At 62.2% G+C, this 20078-nt stretch carries 14 protein-coding genes and 1 pseudogene; 7 read left to right on the top strand and 8 right to left on the bottom strand.

Annotated features, from left to right (window positions below):
* Positions 1 to 60: 60 nt before the first annotated feature.
* The gene (locus I2E26_RS02760) at positions 61 to 1473 is read right to left on the bottom strand and encodes a polysaccharide pyruvyl transferase family protein (RefSeq protein ID WP_195419529.1); all 1413 of its coding nucleotides are present in this window, start codon (positions 1471 to 1473) and stop codon (positions 61 to 63) included.
* A 151-nt stretch (positions 1474 to 1624) separates the two neighbouring features.
* On the opposite strand from I2E26_RS02760, the gene I2E26_RS02765 reads away from it, so the two are divergent.
* The 3 genes and pseudogenes from I2E26_RS02765 to I2E26_RS09200 all read left to right on the top strand — a co-directional run bounded on the left by I2E26_RS02765 (position 1625) and on the right by I2E26_RS09200 (position 3813).
* Positions 1625 to 2449 carry an ABC transporter permease gene (locus I2E26_RS02765; protein ID WP_255431874.1) on the top strand — a complete coding sequence of 275 codons (825 nt, stop codon included), beginning with the start codon at positions 1625 to 1627 and terminating at the stop codon, positions 2447 to 2449.
* 8 nt (positions 2450 to 2457) lie between these two features.
* Positions 2458 to 3213, top strand: a pseudogene (locus I2E26_RS09035) (ABC transporter ATP-binding protein); the annotation flags it as partial.
* The gene (locus I2E26_RS09200) at positions 3187 to 3813 is read left to right on the top strand and encodes an S-layer homology domain-containing protein (RefSeq protein WP_370551427.1); all 627 of its coding nucleotides are present in this window, start codon (positions 3187 to 3189) and stop codon (positions 3811 to 3813) included. The pseudogene I2E26_RS09035 and the gene I2E26_RS09200, both read left to right, overlap by 27 nt.
* 123 nt (positions 3814 to 3936) lie before the next feature.
* On the opposite strand, the gene I2E26_RS02775 is transcribed toward I2E26_RS09200, so the two are convergent.
* Both I2E26_RS02775 and I2E26_RS02780 read right to left on the bottom strand, forming a co-directional pair.
* A complete protein-coding gene (locus I2E26_RS02775) occupies positions 3937 to 5673 on the bottom strand; it encodes a DUF6020 family protein (RefSeq protein ID WP_195419531.1) in 1737 nt (578 codons plus the stop codon).
* Between the two features lie 61 nt (positions 5674 to 5734).
* The gene (locus I2E26_RS02780; protein WP_195419532.1) at positions 5735 to 6802 is read right to left on the bottom strand and encodes an acyltransferase; all 1068 of its coding nucleotides are present in this window, start codon (positions 6800 to 6802) and stop codon (positions 5735 to 5737) included.
* A 125-nt stretch (positions 6803 to 6927) separates the two neighbouring features.
* Between I2E26_RS02780 and I2E26_RS02785 the strand changes: the two genes are divergently transcribed.
* Positions 6928 to 7872 (top strand): glycosyltransferase family 2 protein, encoded by a 945-nt coding sequence (locus tag I2E26_RS02785; RefSeq protein WP_147587882.1) that lies wholly within the window; start codon positions 6928 to 6930, stop codon positions 7870 to 7872.
* Between the two features lie 36 nt (positions 7873 to 7908).
* Positions 7909 to 9669 (top strand): DUF6020 family protein, encoded by a 1761-nt coding sequence (locus I2E26_RS02790; RefSeq protein WP_195419533.1) that lies wholly within the window; start codon positions 7909 to 7911, stop codon positions 9667 to 9669.
* On the opposite strand, the gene I2E26_RS02795 is transcribed toward I2E26_RS02790, so the two are convergent.
* From I2E26_RS02795 to I2E26_RS02805, 3 genes are read right to left on the bottom strand one after another with little or no spacing between them, the layout of a single operon-like run.
* On the bottom strand, positions 9650 to 10879 hold the full coding sequence (locus I2E26_RS02795) for a glycosyltransferase family 4 protein (protein WP_195419534.1): 1230 nt from the start codon (positions 10877 to 10879) through the stop codon (positions 9650 to 9652). The two genes, I2E26_RS02790 and I2E26_RS02795, sit on opposite strands and share 20 nt — an antisense overlap.
* Before the next feature lie 30 nt (positions 10880 to 10909).
* Positions 10910 to 11977: a glycosyltransferase family 2 protein gene (locus tag I2E26_RS02800; RefSeq protein ID WP_195419535.1), complete on the bottom strand. Its 1068-nt coding sequence runs from the start codon at positions 11975 to 11977 to the stop codon at positions 10910 to 10912.
* A gap of 6 nt (positions 11978 to 11983) precedes the next feature.
* Positions 11984 to 13069: a glycosyltransferase family 2 protein gene (locus I2E26_RS02805; RefSeq protein ID WP_195419536.1), complete on the bottom strand. Its 1086-nt coding sequence runs from the start codon at positions 13067 to 13069 to the stop codon at positions 11984 to 11986.
* Positions 13070 to 13211: 142 nt separating this feature from the next.
* Between I2E26_RS02805 and I2E26_RS02810 the strand changes: the two genes are divergently transcribed.
* Positions 13212 to 13613 (top strand): GtrA family protein, encoded by a 402-nt coding sequence (locus I2E26_RS02810; protein WP_195419537.1) that lies wholly within the window; start codon positions 13212 to 13214, stop codon positions 13611 to 13613.
* Positions 13614 to 13797: 184 nt separating this feature from the next.
* Complete coding sequence (locus I2E26_RS02815) at positions 13798 to 14208, top strand: GtrA family protein (RefSeq protein WP_229056361.1); 411 nt, start codon at positions 13798 to 13800, stop codon at positions 14206 to 14208.
* 73 nt (positions 14209 to 14281) lie between these two features.
* Here the strand turns inward: I2E26_RS02815 and I2E26_RS02820 are convergent, their stop codons facing one another.
* Together I2E26_RS02820 and I2E26_RS02825 are read right to left on the bottom strand one after the other, a co-directional pair.
* Positions 14282 to 15103, bottom strand: coding sequence for a DUF4430 domain-containing protein (locus I2E26_RS02820; RefSeq protein ID WP_195419538.1), 822 nt, complete (start codon positions 15101 to 15103; stop codon positions 14282 to 14284).
* Between the two features lie 15 nt (positions 15104 to 15118).
* On the bottom strand, positions 15119 to 20014 hold the full coding sequence (locus I2E26_RS02825) for an InlB B-repeat-containing protein (protein ID WP_229056362.1): 4896 nt from the start codon (positions 20012 to 20014) through the stop codon (positions 15119 to 15121).
* Positions 20015 to 20078: the final 64 nt, after the last annotated feature.

Consider the following 20078-nt stretch of genomic DNA (forward strand, 5'->3'; position numbering starts at 1 on the left):
CAGAAACTTTGGGTGACATAACGGCCAATCTCCTGAACTACACAACGGGTACCAGTATAACTAAGCGCGCGGCTCTACAATCGAACTGCAAATACGCTCCAGGAAATCGAAGCTCTCCTGGAACAGGCCCGCGGGCGCGAGGGGGATGGCGGGCGCGGACAGCATCTCGCCGAAGCGGGCATCGAAGGACCCGTCGTCCAAGCACGTACTGGCCATGAGCAGATTGTTCGACATGCCGAATACCTCGGCGATTCGACGCATCTTGTTTCGGTAATGCGGATGGTCGTCAACGCACATGAACAGCGTGGGAATGCCGGCTGCTGCGGACACGAGGCACGCGTGGTAGCGATACGCCACCACGACATCGCAATCGAGAAGAGCGAGCTCGCGCAAATCGTCGGTATACGGGGCGACCTCAACGCGATCGGCCACACCGAGCTCCTCAACCAGCTGGCCCAGAAGCGTGGTGTCGAACTTCCAGAAGTTGTAGAACGGAATGAGCCTGATGCGGCAGGCATCTCCGTAGCGTTCATGCATCCGATCGAGGATGCGCGGAAGGGCCAGACGGTTGTGCGCGTTGGTGACGTCGCCCGTCATAAAGACGATGCCCACGGTGAAGGGAGCATCATCATCGCGCGGCGAGCGCGAGCCGACGGCGCGGTTGCCGAAAACGATGTCCTCGCACAGCTCGACATGGGACACGTCGACGCCGGCACGGCGCAGCGTTTCGAGGGAGTAGCCGTCGCGAAGCGATACGTGCGAGCACCCCGAAACAACACCGCCCAAACGACGCGAGAACTCCGTGTTGGGCTCGAGAGACTCGTTTGCCGAAAGGCCGACGGCGTAAACGTCCTTGTCGCGCTTGAGCATCTCCTCGCTCAGCCAGATAAACAGGTTTCCCGTGTTGATGTTCTTGGGATCGTGGTTGAACTGGCGCTCATCGATGATGGCGCCGCCGCCCCATACGAGAACATCGAAGTACTCGGCCAGCTGGCGGAGCTCCCAGATGGAACGCGGATAGTGTATCTGGTCGGCGCACGCGGGCAGGAGGCTGAAGTCGTAGTCGGGATCGTCCCACAGCAGCACGGACACGCGGACGCTGCGGCCCTCGAGATGCTGCAGCATGGTGCGCATCATGAGCTCGTCGCCGCAGTTGCTCGCGCCATACCAGCCGGCAAGAAGGATACGGCGGCCGGTGTACTCGCGGTTGAGTCCGAGATATTCCAGATTGCAATAGCTGGGTTTGTCGCGCGCCGCCTCGAAGGCCGAAAGGCGGTCGCCCATCTCGCGCAACGACCCGTAAACGGGATCGAACAGGGGGCGCAGCGCATCGATCTTTTGCAGGGATTCCTCGTGCAGCCCGCGCGCCTCGTCGCGCACCTCGGCGATCTGCCCGACGACCTCGGAGACGCGCTGCTCGAAATACCGGTTGCTGGCGGGCAGCACCGAGCGAACATCCGACTTGACACTCATATATAAGTACCCCGCATTCACGAAGAGGACGTACGGAACGGCTGGAGAGACGAAAGCGAACCGCTTTCGCATCGCGCAGATTCTATGACTCAGAAACCTTAATGCTAATATAGCCCATTGTAAAATGTCTGCGTATGAAGGTGGTCGACCCGTGGATTCAACCAACCAAAATACTGTTCCCGTCCATCATGAGAACGACTTGAAGAAGGATATCTATATCCTCAAGCAGCTCGTGGGCAAGGACTTCAAGCTCAAATACCGCCGCAGCTTCCTGGGCGTGCTCTGGAGCGTGCTCAACCCGCTGCTCATGATGATCGTCATGTCCGCCGTGTTCAGCACGTTCTTCGTGGGCCTGCGCGGTGAGAACATCGTGAACTACCCGCTCTACCTCATCTTAGGTAACATCACCTTCGGCCTCATGAACGACGCCACCAGCTCGTCGCTCATGTCCATCATCGGGTCGTCGTCGCTGCTCAAGAAGGTCAAGATCCGCCGCTTCGTGTTCCCGGTGCAGAAGGTTCTCTTCGCGCTGGTCAACTTCTTCTTCTCGCTCATCGCCGTAGCCATCGTCATGCTCTGGTTCCGCATCATGCCCACCGTGCATATCCTGTGGCTGCCCGTGGGCCTGCTGCTGCTCATGCTCTTCTGCATGGGCGTCGGCCTGGCGCTCTCGGCCCTATCCGTATTCTTCCGCGACGTCATCCATCTGTGGAGCGTCGTCATGACCGCATGGACCTACGCCACCCCCCTCTTCTGGGACTTCGCCATGATCGACGGCATGAACCCGATCATGCAGGTCATCCTCAAGGCCAATCCCATGTACGCCTACGTCATGTTCATGCGCGACATCTTCCTGTATCAGACGAGCCCCAGCGCCGCCGTGCTCATCAGCTGCACCGCCTGGGCGGTTATCGCCATGGCGATCGGCTACCTGATCTTCCATAAGACCGAGCACAAGTTCATCCTCTACATTTAGGAGCATCCATGTCTTCCGACATCAAGAAGGACGAAGAATACGCAATCGAGGTCAACGATGTCACCATGGTGTTCAACATGGCATCGGAGCAGCTCAACAGCTTGAAAGAGTATTTCATCAAGATCATGAAGCACGAGCTCTTCTTTGAGGAGTTCAAAGCTCTCAAGAACATCTCGTTCAAGATCAAGCGCGGTGAGACGGTCGGCCTCGTCGGCACCAACGGCTCGGGCAAGTCCACCATGCTCAAGGTTATCGCCGGCGTGCTCGAACCCACCTCGGGCAACTGCATCGTCCGCGGCAACATCGCACCCCTTATCGAGCTGGGCGCGGGCTTCGACTACGAGCTCACCGCACGCGAGAACATCTACCTCAACGGCGCGTTGCTGGGCTATACGCGCGAGTTCATCGACAGCAAGATGGACGACATCATCGAGTTCGCCGAACTCGAGGACTTCATGGACATGCCGCTGAAAAACTATTCCTCCGGTATGACCGCGCGCATCGCATTCGCCATCGCCACCATCACGGAGCCCGACGTGCTCATCGTCGACGAAACGCTCTCCGTAGGCGACGTGTTCTTCCAGCGCAAGTGCGAGAAGCGCATCAAGCACTTCGTCGACTCGGGCGATGTAACCGTTCTGCTGGTCAGCCACTCCATGGACCAGGTCGAGCGCATCTGCGAGCGCGCCATCTGGATCGAGAAGGGCGACATGCGCATGGACGGCCCCGTCGAGGACGTGTGCCAGGCGTACCGCGAGCAGTTCGCCTTTACCGACATCGCCGAGGACACGCCGCATGCCAAGGAGATCTGGTGGCTCGCCCGCCAGAAGATTTCCAAGGGCTACCCCGATAACACCTTCCGCCCCGATGTGCTGGTGGCGCGGTGCGATGTCGCCGCCATGCTCTACCGCTACTCCGATGCAGTCGACTACGCTCCTTCGGACGAGGATCGCGCCCTGTTCAAGGATGTTGACGACAAGACGCCGCACGCAGAGTCCATCATGTGGCTGGGTCATGCCGGAATCGCGCAGATCATGGCCGGCGACGAATTCCGCCCGCACGACCAGGTGAAGCGCTACGAACTCGCCAGGATGCTCTATCTGCTCGACGGTAAGCCCGCATTCGAGCCCACCGAGCGCCTGCGCGACATGTATCCAGACGTTACGGATGAGACCCCGGGCGCCAAGGAGATCTGGTGGCTCGCCTCCTCCGGCGTGAAGTATGGCACTCCCGAGGGCATGTACGCGCCCAACGACGTGATCACCCGCCGCGATGTGGCCATCATGTTCTACTGCGTTCACAAGATTCGCGTGAAGCGCATCCAGGAGGAGCAGAAGCGCAAAGAAGCCAAGCGTAAGTTCTAGAAACGCGTTGCAGCCTTAAGCAGCGCGCGACGAAGGGCCCGAAGCAGTTCACACAAACCTGCTTCGGGCCCTTCTTTTCGCATTCGGCAGCACGTAGACAAACGATCGCGTGACAATCATTCGCTACGCACGCATGTGTGCTGGGACATACGCGGAGTCGGACGCAACGGACGCCCCGGCAAGGTCGGCCATCATGACGAGCAGCAAAGGCAGGCTCGTGAACAACGGGCTGGCATACCTATACAGCGACCCCGGACCAAGGAAGAGCGTTAAACAATACGCAAGCAGAACGGCGGCAGGTATCATGCGGCTCGCTGGGACGCGCAGGGCTATGCATGCAAACACGTAGGCCATGGCGAGCCAGAACCACGTCGAAGCCTTGAAGAACAGATTCAAAACGGGGACGTTCGCCTCGAATCGAGATGCCAGAGCAGAGTCGACCGCGTCGCTCAAGGGCGGCACGGGACGCTCGAAGGGAACCGCGAGGTATTGCGGCAAGACGCCGCGCACCGCGTCATACGGGCACATGAGCGATAGCTGGACCGCATCCGCCTCGTTGGCATAGGATACCGACTGGCTCCAGTACCCTGCAGAAAGCAGCGCCCACGCATTGATGAAATTGCCAGGATAGCGAAGCGCGTGCCCGAGATAGACACGAGCAAACCGCAGCGGATCAGAGGAAACGAGACCGGTGTTGAAGTGCTCCTTCGTGGCATCGGCGAGCGTGTTGCGGTCGTATTTGCGCCAATCGGGAACAAGTTGCTCGATATAGGCGCGGTCGGCAGGATCGAGTTCGGCTCCATGGTCAACCAAGACGCTCGCAAGCTGCACCGAAGGAACGCTCATGATCTCTTTAGATGGACCCGGCTTGATATCAAGAGCCCGATACACCGGACCGGTGATAACGAGCGACAGCGCGATAGCAGGGACGAGTGCAACGAGCAGGCGGCGCGCATCGAACGCCCGACCAGCATGAAGCACGAGCGCAAGCAGCACCACGACCAGGAACGCATGGAGCGCATTGTTGCGCATGAGCATGGACAGCAGGAAGAGAAGGAAGCCGTACATCAGCCAGCTGCGTATACCCGTAGACGGGATATCGTCGCGTACCGTACGGTAGACCCACAGCGCCACCAGCGCTAATAGACCCGAGAACACAACGTCCTTGGTGGTCATGGTTGCATAGACCGAGAAGCCCGGGAATAGCGCGGCGAACGCGAGCGCAGCCACGTAGATACGAAGGTGCCCCGACTCGTACGCATAAGAGACGACGCGCGCGAGGCACAGCGAGAAGATGAGCGTCTGGCTTACGGTATAGACCGCCAATCCAGCACCGTAGGAGCCAAACAGCGTCTGGCCGAGAACGAGCGAGCCGCCGAGCCAGAGGGAGTGCAGCGGCGGATGCCATGCGTTGAGATGGGACCAATACTCGGAGATATTGGTTGTATCCGGCGCGACGAACGCCGTCTGCCACATGGCATCGAAACAGAAATCACCAGGCCAGCGCGCAATAAGCACGGGTAGCCACGCAAGGCAGATAACGCTCCAGGCCAGTAGGAACGGATGGCGCACGCGCATGCGAAGACCTTCGGATGCCGCCACGCGATGACGGGAGGAGGCCCACGAGAGCATCGCGTATCCCGCGATAGACAAGGGTGCGGCCAACACGAGCACCGTCACCCATGTAGCCATTGACCCAAGGTCGCACGTACCCGTACGGGCGAGGTTGCGGCCGATCGCCAACGAGGCGGCATAGAGCAACGAAAAGAGCACGGACACCACGGCGAACCGAGCATCGATGCGCCCAGCGGACGCACCTCGACCGGATCCGAATCGTTCGACCTGCTTCGTATCGTTCACGCTATCCCCCTGCGAATCGCTGCAATCTCACCCATGGTCGCGCCTGCACCAGAAGGCGCCCCTATCGCCAACCGCCTACGATACCACGTACGAACGGGATGCGGTTGAGCGCATACGAGCATGCCAGGCAAAGGGCGAAGATCACCCAGGGCAATCCGAGGCGCACGGCATAGGACGTCATATCCATACCGAGGTGCGAGATGAAGATCTCGTTGAGCACGAAATAATGCATGAGGTAGACACCGAAGGTGAGGCCCGCGACCTGCTTGACCAGCTTCGCGCTGACATGGATCCGTGCCAGCAGCCCATCCCAATCAACCTGCTTGAAGAAGATGAATACCGCAACGGAGGGCAAGATGGCGGTAAGGTAGTTGTAGTCGAACAGCGCGTTGTCGAGCACGCCCGCCTGCTGGGAAGAAATCCAGGTGTAGCCATAACGGACCGCCAGGCCCAGGGCGCCGAGGCCGTAGAGCGCCAGACGCCGCCCGCGGACAGCGAATATCTTCGTATCCTGGGAGAGCAGGTATCCCAACACGGTATACATGATGTAGCCGCCAGCAACGCTGATGGCGATGCCGCCGTTCCACGGCAGCCCCAGCACCTTGAAGAGCGGCGCGATGGTTCCCGACAGCAGCACGTAGGCCCCCACCAGGTACCACATCGTATCCGCATGGTCTTTCAGGCGCGAGAGCACCGGCATCGACAACGTGACCCCGAGCATGGAAAAGAAGAACCAGTACGTACCGTCGATCTGGCCGTTCATAAACACGTTGAAGAAATGGCCGAGCGATGGCGTCCAACCCTCGGGAACGGGGTTGAGCAGGCCGCTCGTCCGCACAAGGTACTGGATTATGCACCAGGCCACGAACGGCACGAAGATGCCTTTCATACGCGACACCAGGAAGGCCTTGGTATCCTTCCGGTCGCGATACGCCAGCGTCTTAGCACCCGAGCACATGAAGAAAATGGGGACCGCCCAATAGAACGCGACCTCGACCGCCAACGCCTGCGACCAATGGGGCGTTGCGGGCCCCCAGTGCACGATGCCGTTGCAGTGCAAGAAAATGACGGCAAGGCTGGCGACGATCGACAGGATGTCGAAGTAGATGTAGCGAGGCTTCGTGCCCATTCGTTCGCTTCCCTTCCAATTGATCGCAAACGCTAGAAGATTCAAGGAGAATCATAGCCTGTTTGGGAACCGATATATACTGGAAAGCTAGCTTGCATTCAGAGCAACCAGGAGAGATGCACCCTATGAAAACCGTTGACACTTCACGTATAGCCGTTTTGATTCCCTGCTATAACGAAGAGGTCACCATCGAGAAGGTCGTCTCCGATTTCCGCCGCGAGCTGCCCGGCGCGCCCGTCTACGTCTACGACAACAACTCGAGCGACCGCACGGCCGACAAGGCACGTGCTGCCGGTGCGATCGTGCGCCACGAACCCCGCCAGGGCAAAGGCAACGTATGCCGTCAGATGTTCCGCGACATCGAAGCGGATTGCTACCTCATGGTCGACGGCGACGACACCTACCCTGCCGAACAGGCCGCCGAGCTCTGCGCACCCATCTTGGACAACAAGGCCGACATGGTCGTTGGCGACCGCCTTTCCAACGGCACATACGCCAAAGAGAACAAGCGCGCGTTCCACGGCTTTGGCAACAACCTGGTGCGCCGTATGATCAAATGGATCTACGGCTACACGTTTGACGACGTCATGACCGGCTACCGGGCCTTCTCCCGCCCGTTCGTCAAAACGTTTCCCGTGCTCTCCACGGGATTCCAGATCGAAACCGAGCTATCGATCCACGCGGTAGACCGGCGCTGGCGCATAGCCGACGTCCCCATCGTCTACCGCGATCGCCCCGAGGGCAGCGAATCGAAGCTTGATACCGTAAGCGACGGCATCAAGGTCATCTTGATGATCGGCACGCTCTTCAAGAACTACCGGCCGCTCGCCTGCTTCGGCAGCATAGCGACGCTCTTCCTCGCCCTCGGCCTTATCTGCGGCATTCCCGTCATCGTCGAGTTCATACAGACCGGACTCGTGCCGAGGCTTCCAACGGCGGTGCTTGCCGTGGGCTTCGTCTTCCTCTCGGGCCTTTCCCTGGCAACCGGACTCATTCTCGATACGGTCGCCCGCAACGAGCGCAAGCAATGGGAGCTCAACGTATACCGCGTCATGGAACAAGATCGATAGCATCTCGCGAAGAACCTCTTCCCACTAGGAGCCCCCTTGGATACCCCGCAACAACCATCCCGGATTATACGGGGATGCAACAGGGTGCGCGGCTACGCCGGCTACCTCCTCGTCTTGGCAGCGTTATCTCTCCTCTGCACGATGGCGGAGTCGACGAATGCCGCCTTTTCATTCGACGAGGGCGCCGTGCGCTTCGGCGCCTACCTCGCTGCGTTCACAGTCGTGTTTCTTGGTTGCGAGCACCTGGCCGCGCGCGTGCCGTCGCGAAACGCAGGCGCGCTTTCGCGCGTCAGGATTCCCCACATCCTCGCTTTCACCGCCATCATCTTTATATGCTGGATGCCCCTCTTGGACACGCTGTATCCAGGCGTCACGTTCTCCGATACGTCAAGCCAGCTTTGCCAGTTTTTCGGCAATCCACCCGAATTCGGACCATACTGCATCGTGCCCAACAGCGCGTTTAGCGACCATCATCCCATTCTCGACACGCTCATCATGGGCTCCCTGGTGAAGATCGGGATGGAGCACGGCTCGGCCAACGACGGCTTCATGCTGCTCGTGATCGTGCAAAGCGTGCTGCTCGCCTTGAGCATCAGCCGAACGATCTGCCATGTCGCGGTCCGATTCTCGTGGCGACTGCCATCCCTTGCAATCGCCATCGCCTTCTTCTCGCTCTTCCCCGTCTTTCCCTTCATGGCGGCCTCGCCGGTGAAAGACACGCTTTTCATAATCGTCTTCCTGGCCTTTCTCGTCGAATTCTCGCGGATAGCCCTGTCGGACTCGCCGCGTCTTCCTTGGCTCGTCGGCCTGTTCTGCTGCACGGCGCTGCTGGCGCTTACGAAGCGCACGGGATTATATGTGGCCGCGCTCTGCCTGCTGGGGGCGCTCGTCCTCAAGCGCGCGCTATGGAAGCAGCTGCTCGCTTGCATGGCGCCCGCAATCGTTCTCGCCGCCGTGGTGTTCCCCGCCGTGGTGTTCCCCCTGCTCGATGTATCCCCTGGGTCGAAAAACGAGATGCTCGGGTTCTTCTACCAGCAGACCGCCCGCTATGTGCGCGAATATCCCAAAGAGGTCGCTCCCGATGAGCGCGAGGTCATAGACCGGCTGTTGAACTATGAAACGCTGGCCAAGCGCTATCGGAAAGACATCGTCGACATGGTGAACCACGGAAAGGGCGTCGATATCGACCCGTCTACCGAGATGGTCCGCGCCTACTCTCAGGTATTTGCCGCCCAGTTCCTGCGCCATCCCGAGAACAACGTGCAGGCCATCTTGGATCTTGAATCGGGGTGGTTCGATCTGAGCCTGCGCTATCAAGTGGCGGTCAACTACGGCATGGCAGATACCCCGGAAAACGGCGTTCCCGACATCTCGCGGCCCGAATCGATGCGCGCGCGAGCCGAGGACGCGGTCGAATCCCTCAACCGAACCGCAACAGACCGGCTGTTGGGGCCTCTTTTCACGCCGGCGCTCTACACCACCCTGATCCCCGCATTCTGCCTTCTTCTTAGCTTGCGGACGCGCCGTCTGACCAAGGAGCGCCTGGTAGCGCTGCTCCCCGTGCTCGCATCCCTGCCGTTGCTATGGGTGTCTCCGGTCTCGGACGCCTCGAGCAATCTCGAAGCGCTCCGCTATACGCTCCCTTTCCTCTACACCGCGCCCTTCACCCTCGCGTTCGCACTTGGACGCATCAACGAAAACGCGGACGGACCACATGACCAATCCATCCGCGAACACGTTGAAGAAGCTGTCGATAGCGAGCCGGTCGCCAATCCCCCTAGCGTGACGAGCGCGTAAGCTGCTCGACCAGCTCGACGAGTTGGCGATACGAGTGCTTGCGATCGAATTGGTCCTCGGCGATAGCGCGGGCGGCAGCGCCCATGCGCTCGCGCGCCGAAGCGTCGGCCTCCAAGCGCTCCAAAGCCGCAGCCAGGCCCTCGACGTCCCCGGGACGCACGTTCACGCCGAATCCGTCCCGCTCGACCTTCGCGCGGAATTCCGGGCTCATGGAAGTGCTGAGCATAGGCTTACCTGCGGCGAGGTAGTCGCCGATTTTGGTGGGAACGCTCTGCGGCGCGTTCTCGACCAAGGAATTCACCAGCACGTCCGAGGCAACCAGATGGGCGGCCATCTGGGGATACGGCATGTAGCCCAAGAAATCGGCGTTGCAGCCCGTCTCGGCGACAAGCGCCTCCAACTCTTCGCGGATGGTGCCATCGCCCATGAGCTTGAGCTTCATGGAGGGGTGCGAGCGCTGCAGACGCGACATCGCGTGCACGAGGGTGCGCAGGTCGTAGCAATCGCTCATCGCGCCCGCATACGAGACCCAGAACTCGCCGGAGGGCTTGGCCACCTGAGAGCCATATGCCAGTGCCCCGGAGTCGAAGGCGGCCAGGTCATTACCCACATAGGCAACGACCTTGGGAATGTCCTCCGCGCGATCGCGGAAACCGCGCGCGGCGTACTCGTCGGACGTGCCCACGATGGCGTCGGCCAACGCATACGTGCGCCGAGCCTGTCGATAGAACGGCGCAAACGCGATATCGGAAACGATAGGGACATCGAGCGCGATGCGAAACGCTTCGGGCCACAGGTCGTTCACGTCGACCACGAAGGGGATACCGTAGCGCTTCGCCGACTGGCCGACGGCCAGGGCGACGTCGTTCGGTGGAATCTGGCAATAGATAAGATCGTAATCGTGATGCTCTTCGAAATATGCACGCATGTTCTTTGCCATCACGTGATGGGCCCAGATGCGCTGCGGGCACATGTTCTTCGGGTAGCCGGGCTCCTCGATGAAGCGAACGTTGAACGAGTGCACGCTTGCATCGAACGACTCGACGTCGCGCTGGCGCTTCTCCCAGTGCTGGAAGCGAGAGGTGAGGAAATCGACCTCGTAGCCCTCGGCGGCGAGCGTCTCGGCAAGATAGACGTAGCGCGTGGCGCCCTTGACCTCGTGGCCGAGCTTGGCGTCGATACTAAAGATGGCAATGCGCTTCTTGCTCATATCCTATCCCTTCCCAGGCGAATCCCGTGCCTAGCGGCCGAGCTTCGCACGCATCTGCTGCATACGAGTATACGAAATGCCCAGGCGATTCAGCAGCAGCGCCGTCCTATAGCGCTTCTCGCCCATCTTCCACTGATCCTCGTTCGCGCGCTTGAGCTCGTCGCGAAACGCTTTGGCACGAGCGCGGCCGCGGGCCCGATCATCGTCGAACAGCAAGGCGATATTGTAGTGCGTATCAACGATGAGATGCACCTTATGCCGCAGGTACGCGAGCGCCCAGGGCTCCAAGGATTCGGCAAGGTGGCCGGATTCCGCATCCGATAGGTAGCGCAGCATCTCATCGACCACGCGCGAGTGGTCGGCCCAGCGCTTGACGTAATTTGCCTGGCTCACGCTCTGGCCGGCATTACCCACCAGATACTGGTAGACCTCGATATCGAGGAACGCGATCGAGTGCGCGGGAGCGCTCGCTTTAACGATGTACTCGTAATCCTCGTAGAAGGTATGTTCAAGCAGATGGAGACCCATGCGGCGCAGGTAATCCGTACGCGCCGTGAGCGTGTGGATCATGATCTGCGCGGCGGCCGCGTCGTTGGCGCACACCTGCTCGAACGGCAGCACCGCGTCGCGCTCCACGCCGTCGGCCAGCTCGAAGAGCTCGGTGGCACCCGTTACCATATGGACCTCGCGCTTCTTGTCGACCACGAGCTCGCAGCTAAGCGCGCGAAGGCGACCGATGAGCCCCACCAGCCCGTCGGTGTCCACCCAGTCATCGCCGTCGACCACGCGGAAATAGGTGCCGCGCGCGGCAGCGAGACCCGCGTTGATGGCCGAGCCATGTCCGCCGTTCTCCTTGGAGAGGACGCGGAAGATGCGCGGCTCGCGCTGCGCGAACGCTTCGGCGATGGCGCGCGTGCCATCGGTAGAGCCATCGTCCACCACGATCACCTCGAGCACGCCGGCCAGGCGCTCGTCGCAAAAGGACGCGAGGCCGTGGCCAAGATAGCGCTCGACGTTATACGACGGCATGGCGATGGTGAGTACCGGCGATTCCGCGCAAGCGCTCCCATGGCAAGCAGGGGGAACGTTATGTGCCATATCCATCTACCTCTCCATCTTAAGCTTCGCGTAGCTGGCGCCCATGCCATGGCGCACCAGATGTATCACACGCCCCAGCGCGCACGCGACGAAGGGCGACCGCAGCGAGATAAGCTTGATACCGGCCGATAGCGCTCGCCCGCCGCGCGAGACAGCGCCCGGAACGATCGTGCGGAACAACTCGTCATCGAACACGGTGCGGCACCACGCCACGCGATCGGCATGCGACATGTGCGCGCGCGGATCGCAGTTGCGCTCGAGCGCGCTCATGATGTAGCGCACGTAGAGCGAACCCAAGCGCGAGCGAACCTCCGGCGTATCGGCACCCCAGCGCTGTTGCTGGCAATAGAGCTCCTCGATGCGCCTGCGGTGCACGTCGTAGTAACGCGGCTCGAACCTATTGGTAAGGTTGCTTGCCTGGCGCTTGGCGTACTCGTAGAGGGGCTCCTGCAGGAAGACGGCGGCGTCCGCGCGGTCGAATGCGGCGATGCTGAAGAGGATGTCCTCGATGAGCGGGACGTTTTCGAATCGCAGCCCCTCCAGGACGCGGCGCGCATACACCTTGTTCCAGGGATAGCCGTAGAGCGTGGACTCTTCGAGCGGCAAAACCTGTTCACGCAGACCCTGGCCAGACAAATACCCTTGCACGGGCGGCAAGACCTCGCGCTTCAGCGAGACCTCGCCCACTGCATCGACGTACACCTCCGTGCAGCCGAACACGACGCAATCGACATCCGGGGTTTCAAGGGCGGCGGCAACATGTTCGAGCAGGCGCGCATCGCAGCGGTCGTCGGGATCGGCCATCCACACATAGGAGCCGCGCGCGTGCGCAAGGCCCGTATTGCGCGCGGCGGCGACGCCCCGATTGACCTCGTGCGCTACCACGCGAATACGCGGATCGGCCTGCGCACGGGCGTCGAGCAGGGCAGCCTCGCCCGGCGCCGAGCCGTCATCGACCAAGATCAGCTCCCAGCTCTCGCACGTCTGCGCCTGAACGGCATCGATCGCGGCGTCGAGATAGGACGCGACGTTATAACAGGGCATGATAATGGAGAAGAGCGGGTCTTCCGTTAGCGCAGCGCGATCCACCATGCCCCCTCTATACAATCGAACAGAAACGCAATCGATGGTAACACAGCGCCCATACAGCTCGCTTACATAGGGCGGCTTCTACCCACGAACGCCAAAGAACCCGCGACCCGGCCGACACCCGGCCACGTAAGGAGCAAGCCGCATGCAGCGCCTCATCCAGCAGATCATGAAATTCGGCATCGTGGGCGTGCTCGCCTTCGTCATCGACTACGGCCTCATGGTGGCCCTCACCGAACTTGTCGGCCTCGCCCCCGTCGCGTCGGCGACCGTATCGTTCATCGTATCCGTAGTGTTTAACTACGTAGCCAGCATGCGGTTCGTGTTCTCGCACAAAGAGGGCATGTCGAAGCAGCGAGAGTTCGCCATTTTCGTCGTGCTCTCCGTGATAGGCCTGCTTATCAATGATGGACTCATGTGGGCGGGCACCGAGCTCGTCGCAATCGACTACCGCATCGTGAAGATCGGCGCGACGGCGGTGGTTATGGTATGGAACTTCGTCACGCGCAAGCTGTTCCTGGATGGCGGCGAGCAGCAAGCGTCCTAACGCGACATGGCGCAACGGCCGCAATCGCCCGCCGTCCCACCCGGGGCCCTCGTGCACCACGCAGCGCATGGCACCCCCATTCCCTACATCAACGTGCAGAAACGGTAGATTTGCGCGAAACCTGATGCGTGCCTTACGCAAAGCTCGTATAGTTCATCTCGCGTTAGTCGAAGGTGAAAGGACCATGCGGGTGCACGCGCTCATTGCAAAAGATTCCACCAAGCAATTCGGCAAGTTTGCCGTCGTGGGGCTTATATCGCTCGCCGTCGAATACACGGCCCTGCTCTACCTCGTCGAAGTCGTTCACCTCGGCGTGCTGCCCAGCACCACCATCAGCTTCATCGCCTCGATCATCGTGAACTACGTGCTCAGCATGCGCTTCGTATTCGAACATCGCGACGATATCAGCCGCAAGCGCGAGTTCACCATCTTCGCGATCCTCTCCGCCATCGGCCTGGCGCTCAACGACTTCTACATGTTCGTGGGCGTCAGCATGCTCAACATCGGCTACCAGGCTATGAAGCTCATCTCCACGTTCTTGGTTACCTGGTACAACTTCTTCTCGCGCCGCAAGTTCCTAAGCAACCAGTCGTAGCGCGCGTGCTCAACGAAGGCATCGAGGGCGGCCCGTTCTCCAACGGACCGCCCTCGTCGTATATCCACGCCCGTTAGAGGGACGTGACGTAGACCCACTTCACCACGTCGCCGTCGTGCAGGGTATGAGCGCTGCACGAATGGCCGGGGAAGCTTCCGTTCACGCTGTACTTCCAGCCGCTCTCACCGCCGAAATCAAACTCCGCCAGTCCGCCGATACCCGCGACGTACACGCCGAAGCCGGAATTGCGCGCGTTGACAGAGAGGCCGGTAGCGCACAGGGCGTCGTACACCGTGGCCCCCTCCTCGAACGTAAGCGTGGTATCAGCGCTCACCGAGCCATTGGCTGCCGAGGAATCGACCAGCACGCGCACGCTGATGGTAGAAGGCGCCTGAGGAGCTGGCGCTGCGTCGCCCGCGGTGCCCGAGGAGCTAGACTGGCCGGATGCGGTCGGGGAATCCGGAGCCGAGGCGCCAGACCCGCTCGGCGCCCCTGCAGTCGGTGCCGTCTGAGCGGCCGTGTCGCCTTGCGCAGCCGCGGCATCGTCGGCCACCTGCGCATCGTCTGTGGCAGCGACGCCATCCGCGGGCGATGCCCCGCCATCGGCTGCAGCCGTCTGCGGCTCCTCGTCCGCCGTGGTCTGCAGGAGCGACGCATCATCGTGAGCCATCTCGCTCGAAGGCGGGTTGAACACGAAATACGCCGCCGCCAACGCCACCATAACGAGCGAGATGGCGAAGACCGCTCGCACGATCCGCGGCGCCCCCGCCGGACGGTCCCCGTCGGACCCGTCTAAGGGGGCACCGGGATACACGCGCCCATCCTCCTCCGGCGCGGTCCCGCCTATTGCAGGCGCCGTCTCGATCTGCTGGGTTTCTTCCTGTACGTCGGTCACGACGCTCCCCTCTCTCTACTTGCGCTTTCGAGCTGCTGCGATCAACAGCCATGCGCCGGTGACGACCAGGCCCGCCAGGCCGGCAAAACCGATAGCGACCATCACGAGCGACATTCCTGAGGGCGATGCATCCCCCTCGGCGTTTCGGCCGCCGGTGGACGCCGGCGCCCCGGCCTCGGACTCAGACGCAGCCTCGTCCTGCGGGCGGGCGGCCGCAGATGCCGACGCAGCGGTTTTCCGCTGGTCGCCAACCGGGCGCCTGCCCGGCACCACGGTACCGCTTGCCTGCGGACGAACCGCAGGGACAACCGGGGCCGGCGAACCCGGGGCGCCGGTGCCCCCGTTGTTGCCGGCGGGCACATCACCAGGCTCGATCGGCCGCTCCGGTACGGGCGGCTGGGGCTGCGTCTGGTGTTCGATCCACTTCGCATGCAACGTCATATCAGCGCGTACGGGCGCGTCGAAATCCCATGCCGTGCTACAAGCGGGATCGATGTACCAACCGTCGAAATCGTACCCCGCGCGCACGGGATCGGCGGGCCTGGTCACGGCAGCACCGCGCTTCACGTATACGCTTGTCGCAGACGTCCCGTTAGCCGCATCGAAGCTCACGCGCCACGACGGCGCGCCCTTGAGGGCGAATAACGCGCCGGAGTCGTTGATGTAATACAGAGAGCCATCGGCGCCCGCCACCACGGAGCTCATGCAATACTCCTGGTTGGCTTCGGCGGGCGTATACAGCACGTCCACGGCGTCATCGCCCACACGATAGCGATAGAGGCCGCTCGGATTCCAGTTAACCGTGAAATAGACGAACGCGTCACCGTCCTGGACCGATACGAGGGGCGAGGACTGCGAGTACATCGTGGGAAGCGCACCGCCGTCGGTGGTCTTGCAGACCTCGTGCTCGACCGTCATGGTCTCGGCATCGATCACGAATACGGCTGCGTATTTCATGTATTTGCTCGGCCCCTGCGTAGCGGACTGGCCGCACAACACGATCTTCCCGTTCACGATACTCGGCGTGGACGTGCAATACTTGCCAAACGTCACGCGGGCTACCTCGGAGAGGGAGCCGTCGGCATCCATTGCAAGCTTATGCAGCGTGCCCTTATAGTCGGCGACATACAGGTAGCCGCCCTCAGCGACGATGGTGGAACGGACCTGCGCGCCAAGCGGAAGCGGCGTGCCGACGGTCCCGCCCGTGACGGGGTCGAACGCGTAGACGTTGCCCGCGTCGTCGCCAACAACCAGATAGTCACCCATCGGTACGGCGCCGGCCCAGTAGTAGCCGCCTGCCATCGGTCGCGTAAAGCGCACCGCGCCCGTCGCGATATTCACGCTCAAAAGATAGCCCGTACCCGAACCATCATAGCTGCCGTCGCTCGTGCCGGCGTACACGTAGCCGTCGCGAACAGTGAGCGTGCCGAGCGATTGCTGCTCGACCGTCGAGCCGGACGGCGTCGTAGCGGCGGGCAGGGGCTCGGTCAACCAAGTGGTCGTGAGGGTGTCGACCGTGAGCGCCTGCAAGCGGCCGCCGTGAAGCGGCACGATGACGACGCCCTCGGCATACACCATGCGCGCGGTGGAATCGATCGACGAGGCGAGCTTGGCTTCGCGCACCGTTGTCCCGGTTGCCGCATCCACCATCAGCAAGCGGTCGGTCGAGGCGATGTAGAGGTAGTCGCCCACCAAGATGGGGTCGGACAGGTTCTCGCGGGCGCCGCCTATCTGCACGACCCACTTCTCCTGAGCGGCCTCGACGGGCGTAAGGGACGAGGTGGGTTTATTCGAAGTGGTGAAGCTCGGCCACTCGCTGCCCCAATCGGGACGAGCCGCGCCCGCATCGATGACGATGTCGTTCTCGGGCAACGCGGTGCCGGAGCCGTCCACGTAGAAGAGCTCGATGGTGTCGCCGTCGGCAACCACGACGTTGTTCGCGTAGTCGCTCGCGCATTCACCGTTGTACAGGAAGCTCCAGTACGACCAGGGAGCCGTATCGGACATGGCAAGGGTGCGCGACCCATCGGGCGTTGTGACGGAATACGGCACGCCGCCGTCCAGGCTATAGCTATAGCCGGCCTCGTCCAAAAGCCGAGCGAAGACATCCCATGCCGTAGCGGGCTCGTCGCCGGGGACGACGACCTCGCGCAACGGGACCCACGTCTGAGCATGGAAGGAACCCTGGGCATCGTGCTCGCTCACGCCCACGATGCGGGCGGTGACGGTCTTCGCTGCGGGGGCATCCGGGTCATCCAGGCCGCTGGTGCCGCGCACGATGAAGGATGCGGACACCTCCTGGCGGCTGAGCGCACGGTACTTCTCGAGAACGACAGGGTCGATCGCGGGATCATCCTTGTAGCGCGCGTAGTAATCGCCGAACCGCTCGCTCGACAAGCAGCTCGTAATGGTGACGCGCGTGTTGTATTGGGGCTGCTTGACCAGGCGCAGCGTCTCGGATTCCACGATAGCGGGCTTGCTGGACTTGAAGCGATCCCACTGCTCGCTTGGACGAGATGGGTCGATCGACACGGCCGCGATACCCGAAGGAACAGTGCCGCCTGCGGAGCGAACCCACGTCAGCGAGCCGTCATCGGCGGCGTGGACGGAGATGAAGCTCTTCAGGTCGGCGGTGACGGCGTCAGCGGATGCATTCTCCCCCAGAAGCGCACCGGCGTACGCCTCCTTCACGCGCGCCATCAAGGCGAGCTCGGCGTCGATCTCCTCGGTACCCAAAGCCTTCACGGCTATGTCGAACGAGGCGGAGCGGGCGACGCCGTTCTTGGAAACGGTTACGATCAGCGTATCGTGCGCATCGGGCATGCCGGGCGCGGGGCGGGCAACCACCAGGCGGGCGCCGTTGACGCGGCAGGCCTGGGAGCCGCTCGGGTCCACGGCAAACGCCAGGGCATACCCGGAACCCGTGATGCCCAGGTCGCGACGGGTGGGGAGCTGGATATCTGCCACGACGCACGATGGGTCGACCGGCTGCTTCGAAGCGAAGTCCTTCAGCTGCACGCGGCCGAGGGCGGCGTCGAGCACCTCTTCGAGCGTGGGATCGGAATCGATGGACTTCACCGTGACGGTGAAGTCCTTGGTGGCAACGGGAACCCGCTCGCCATCGGCTCCCTTGTTGAAACGAACCGTCGCGGTGAGCGAAGCCTCTCCATCCGCAGATTGCCGGCGTACCAGGGTGCCATCGGATTTGAGCACGTCCTCGTTGCTAGACGACCAGGAGATGTCGGCCCAGGTCGCAATCCAGTCGTCCAGCACCAGGTCGCGGCGCGCCTCGATGGTATCAAGCTCGTTGTTCGCCGAACCGCCTTCGTAGGCCACGAGAGACGAGGCGCGCAGCTCATCGGCGACGAGCTGCTCCAAGCGCTGCTGGACGCGGTCCATATCCCAACGAACCGTGATGAAGCGCGTCCACGTGGCCGCGCTGCCGCCGCTCTCGATCCTGAAATCGACCTTGACGCTCGCCATACCGGCGGGCTCTTCAACGGACTCGGGATCCTCGTAATAAAACCGAACGGCGCCGTTGCGCTCGCCGGGAGCGGACGAGACGGTCGCACCGCCGGCGCCCTCGGTAGCCGCGATAACGCTCACCGTTGCCGCAGGATAGCCCAAGCGAGCAAGCTCCCGTTCGACCAGATCGCGGACGTTCTCGCTTTCACCGAAAACGGGCGCGGGCACGAAACGGGCGCTATCGAGCGCGGCGGCCGCCGCGGCGGCCGAAGCTCCGGGTAGAATGGGGCCGGCGGTCGCACGCACCTCGTTGTATCCGCCAGCGGAAGCCGTAACCTGCAGCCGCGCGCCGATCATCGTCGCATCGACATGCAGCGTCGCGTCCGTAGCGCCCTCGATGGGCTCGAACTCGCCGGCGGCTGCGCGCGATATCCACCACTGATAGCTTACGGAGCCCGTGGGCGGCACCTTGCCTGCAGTAAGAACGGGCTTCGCGGTGAGGGTCGCACCCTCGACAGTCGTTCCATCGCCGCTCGCGACGATGGAGATGTTCGCCAGGCGCAGCGCTCCGGCGCGGCAGATGGGGCCCATCGTGTAAGAGACGGTGTTCACGCCGGCAGTAGCCTTGACGTTAAGATAGCGGCCCAGGACGGCATCGCCCGCAGGGATGACCGCAGACGGCGCGGTGCCCAGCGCCTGCCCGGTCGCAGCGTCCTTGGACTCAAGAAGCGTCCAGGCAAACGACACCTTGTCGGAGTCGACCGTGGAGCCGTTGGTGGCCGTATCCGCAGGCGATCCACCTGTGATGGCCACCGCCTCCACCGCATCGCCCGGAGCGAGGATGGCGTCGATATCGCCGCTGATCTTGGCTCCGGAACGACGCAGCTCGACACGCGACAAGTTGATAGCGTCCGCCGCGTTCACGGGGCCAGGCAGGTCGAACGAAGAGAGCGAGCCGTAACTACGAGCGGGGCCCCACAGTTCGACATCGCCCGCATTGACCTTCACCGCTATATAGCCGCCCGCGATCTTGGAGGCAAGCTCGTCGGTAAGGAGGAGGCTTTGCTTGGTCTCGCCCTCTATGGGCGCGAACGCACCTGTATCGGCGGTCTTGGTAGGCGACCACATCCACTGGTATGTCCAGCCGGACTCGGCGGGAACGACCCAGTCGTCCCAGTCGTACGCGTTGGCCCACAGCACGGCGCCCGCATCGAGCGCACCGGTGAGCTTGGAATAGCTGTCGTCCTTATCCTTCTCGTCCTGCACCATGATGTAGCAGTCGTCGTCGAGCGCGCGCTCATCCCGCGCGTCCGGCTGCGCGAACCCCGATGGCACGGCGGCGTCGGAGTCCGCGGCACCAACGGAGGGCGCGGGACTCTCGAGCGACGGAGCCGCAGGCGACTCGTCGGCCCCCTCATCCACCGGCGCCGAGGGCCCATCTTGCAAGGACGGGGTCCCGTCGCGTGGCGCGACGAGTTCCTGGTCGAGAGCCTGGGCGGCAGCGCCCTCG

This window comes from Collinsella sp. D33t1_170424_A12 (genome assembly GCF_015554865.1).
GTDB lineage: Bacteria > Actinomycetota > Coriobacteriia > Coriobacteriales > Coriobacteriaceae > Collinsella.

Excerpts from the sequence above, each read along its gene's own strand:
- I2E26_RS02795 (WP_195419534.1), bottom strand. The coding sequence starts at position 10,879 with ATGAGCAAGAAGCGCATTGCCATCTTTAGTATCGACGCCAAGCTCGGC.
- I2E26_RS02800 (WP_195419535.1), bottom strand. The coding sequence starts at position 11,977 with ATGGCACATAACGTTCCCCCTGCTTGCCATGGGAGCGCTTGCGCGGAA.
- I2E26_RS02785 (WP_147587882.1), top strand. The coding sequence starts at position 6,928 with ATGAAAACCGTTGACACTTCACGTATAGCCGTTTTGATTCCCTGCTAT.
- I2E26_RS02815 (WP_229056361.1), top strand. The coding sequence starts at position 13,798 with ATGCGGGTGCACGCGCTCATTGCAAAAGATTCCACCAAGCAATTCGGC.
- I2E26_RS02810 (WP_195419537.1), top strand. The coding sequence starts at position 13,212 with ATGCAGCGCCTCATCCAGCAGATCATGAAATTCGGCATCGTGGGCGTG.
- I2E26_RS02760 (WP_195419529.1), bottom strand. The coding sequence starts at position 1,473 with ATGAGTGTCAAGTCGGATGTTCGCTCGGTGCTGCCCGCCAGCAACCGG.
- I2E26_RS02780 (WP_195419532.1), bottom strand. The coding sequence starts at position 6,802 with ATGGGCACGAAGCCTCGCTACATCTACTTCGACATCCTGTCGATCGTC.
- I2E26_RS02805 (WP_195419536.1), bottom strand. The coding sequence starts at position 13,069 with ATGGTGGATCGCGCTGCGCTAACGGAAGACCCGCTCTTCTCCATTATC.